Origin of the sequence: Rhodoferax sp. (assembly GCF_028689295.1) — a bacterium.
GTDB lineage: Bacteria > Pseudomonadota > Gammaproteobacteria > Burkholderiales > Burkholderiaceae_C > Rhodoferax.
Genome location: NZ_JAQTWL010000070.1, coordinates 1 through 2,858, shown reverse-complemented (window position 1 = coordinate 2,858; position 2,858 = coordinate 1). Strand labels below are relative to the sequence as shown.

Annotated in this window: 2 protein-coding genes and 1 pseudogene; 1 reads left to right on the top strand and 2 read right to left on the bottom strand. The window is 52.3% G+C overall.

The genetic code is table 11. The features are described from left to right. A pseudogene (locus tag PHF15_RS16915) lies at positions 1 to 497 on the bottom strand (hypothetical protein); the annotation flags it as partial. Between the two features lie 217 nt (positions 498 to 714). Continuing rightward, the gene (locus tag PHF15_RS16910) at positions 715 to 1,236 is read right to left on the bottom strand and encodes a hypothetical protein (RefSeq protein ID WP_300123042.1); all 522 of its coding nucleotides are present in this window, start codon (positions 1,234 to 1,236) and stop codon (positions 715 to 717) included. 151 nt (positions 1,237 to 1,387) lie between these two features. Here PHF15_RS16910 and PHF15_RS16905 point away from each other — a divergent pair, with 151 nt between their 5' ends. Beyond that, the gene (locus tag PHF15_RS16905; RefSeq protein ID WP_300123041.1) at positions 1,388 to 2,482 is read left to right on the top strand and encodes an IS5 family transposase; all 1,095 of its coding nucleotides are present in this window, start codon (positions 1,388 to 1,390) and stop codon (positions 2,480 to 2,482) included. The last annotated feature ends 376 nt before the right edge of the window (positions 2,483 to 2,858 follow it).

Below are 2,858 nucleotides of genomic sequence, written 5' to 3'. Positions count from 1 at the left end.
ACATCGTTTGGTATTCCGGAGTTCAAGAAGAACCTCAACTGATAAATGTCTGCGAGCGTGAAGGACATGGCATTTAGCTCCGACATCTTGTAAACAACGATTCCGCCAACAGTAAAAGTGATCACGTTGGCTTGGTTTGCACTGTCCATTACAGGAAACTGGCCTGTTGCGTCAGTGAGACCAACGGGTGAAACAAGGCTGTTGTTTAAATAGGCAAGACCGGAAATTACTGGTTTTTTGAATGATCGATAGGCAATTTTTGGCACGGACGGTGATGGGACTGCAGGAATAGTCCCCACCGATGGAGTTGTCGATGCCAAGCCGCCGTGTGACGAACATGCTCCCGGTTTGCCAGCAGAGTGAGTAATCCAGCCATCTGCACATAGCGCTGTTGTACCGCCGAGATCACCGCCGCCGCTACTACCCCCGCCGCACCCCGCGAGTAAAAATAAGCTGACGGCAGCAAAGAGAGTCGAGATTGAGCGCAAAGTAGTCATATTGTGGAATTGATGGTGTTGACGCAACAGGTTAGCAGCCAGAGGGAGCCTGGCCCCTTTTTTATGTCCAGATATTCAGTTGGCCACCCAGCCGTGACCCTCATCCTGCGGGCCTGAGAGCCATCACAGAAAAATCATCTGCGCATAGTTGTCACCTGAGCATAGAGGCTGAAAGAAGCCATTGGGATGGCGGTTGCAATCGGCAGGACACGACCGGCTACATGTCTGCACGTAACTGCTTCACTTTTAATTGCTTCATTTTGGCAGCCCATAATTCAGAAATTTCAGAATTAACAAAGACAAAAGTGAGTCGATTGTCTTGTGCCAGTCTCAGCTCAGAATTTCCAAAGCGCCATTCTTGTGTATCTCCAGACTTTAATGTGCTGCCGCCTCCTGAAGAACTTCCGTATTTTTCTTTGAATGCGGATTCAAGGTCATCAGCATTTATGTCGCGGAATGCCAAGTTTATTGCGCCCAGCCTATCTTCGTAGAATAAAAACTGTGCATCGTAACTTTCTTTAGCTGCTAATGTGTACTTTTGGACAATGCACATGCGACGTATAGGCAGTGTTTTTCGAAGTTCAGGATCACGCGGGGATATCTCGCATTTAGCCTTTGGATTGATTTTTTTGAAATCTGATTCTGACATCCCAATGCGCAATCCTTTAATTTCGAAATCGGCAGCAGAAGCTGTGGAGAGGTGCAGCGCCAGTAGCGTCAAAAGAAATATTGCTTTCATTCGTCTTATCCTCAAGTGAATTCTCAGATTAGACGCTACTTGTCAGCAAATGCGTCTTAACAGGCTGCTGAAATACCCACCCTGAGGTCACCCGCTAAACCTGCCCAAACGTTATAGACAAAGCGATATTGCAAGCCCAAACCACCTGACCATGCGCGGAGCCGATACCTTTACCGAGAGCTTGTTCACCATGCGGCATCTGGATGACTTCGTGCCGCAGAACCATCCCCTTCGCCCGGTGCGCGTGATGGTCAACCAGGCATTGAAGAACATTGAGCCCTTGCTCTCAGGCATGTACGCCGCAGACATCAAAGGCGGTCGCCCCAGCATCGCGCCAGAGAAACTGCTGCGTGCCATGCTGCTGCAAATCTTCTACAGCATCCGCTCGGAACGCATGCTCATGGAGCAAACCCAATACAACCTGTTGTTTCGCTGGTTCATCGGCCTGTCCATGGACGACACGGTCTGGGTGCCCACGGTCTTCACCAAGAACCGTGAGCGCCTGATTGCGCATGACGCGGTCATCGAACTCTTCAACGAAGTGCTGGCCATTGCCAACCAGAACGAATGGCTCTCAGGTGAGCACTTCAGCGTGGACGGCACGCTGATTCAGGCCTGGGCTGGACACAAGAGTTTCGCCCGCAAGGACGGCAGCGACGATGACACGGGAAACTTCAAAGGTAAGAGCCGCAGCAACGACACCCATGAATCCACCACCGATGCCGATGCGCGTCTGTACCGCAAGGGGAACACTGCCAGTGAGTTGCGTTTCATGGGTCACACCCTGAGCGACAACCGCCATGGGCTGATTGCCAGCGCCATGGTCACCACAGCAGACGGCTATGCCGAACGTGAAGCCGCCAAGGTGATGGTTGCCGATGCTAAACAGGTCGCCAGTGAAGGGGTGCAAATCACACTGGGTGCCGACAAGGGTTACGACGCAGCAGAGTTCATGGAGGCGCTGACGCAAATGAAGGTGGCGCCCCATGTGGCGCAGAACACCAGCAACCGCAGCTCAGCGGTGCCGGACCAAATTGCGGCCAGCGACGGTTACGCCATCTCGCAGCAAAAGCGCAAGCTCATCGAGCAAGGATTTGGCTGGGCCAAGTTGATTGGCCCGATTCGTCAGGTGATGGTGCGTGGTTTGAAGAAGGTGGACCAGCTATTCGTGCTGACGATGACGGCCTACAACCTCACGCGCATGCGCACCCTGGAACAAATCCGTCTGCAGGCCACGCAAGGGTAGGAAAACGATGCGAAACGACCGGAAAACAACCCAAAATCGGCCTCAAAAGAGCCTGGTTTCCAAATTGCGAAATCAATCTGCGGCAATCTCGCTCACACGGGTGGCGCGGGCAGTTTTACTGGCCAATATTTCAGCAGCCTGCTAGGCCTTCGCATAATCGCTGTCAGGGCCGCCCGATTCCCGCAGACGCAGCATTTCGCCCATTCTCAATTGAGGCGCCAGAGTTAACCTTAGTCAAACTTATATATTCAGGGGAAACGGATGATGGAAGAAACGTCGAAGGACGCGATCATGACGCAAGGATTTGAGCCGGGTGAACTGTTCAAGCACGGATTCACGTTGAAAAGCGTCGACCTCATTCAAGGGGGAACTTTCC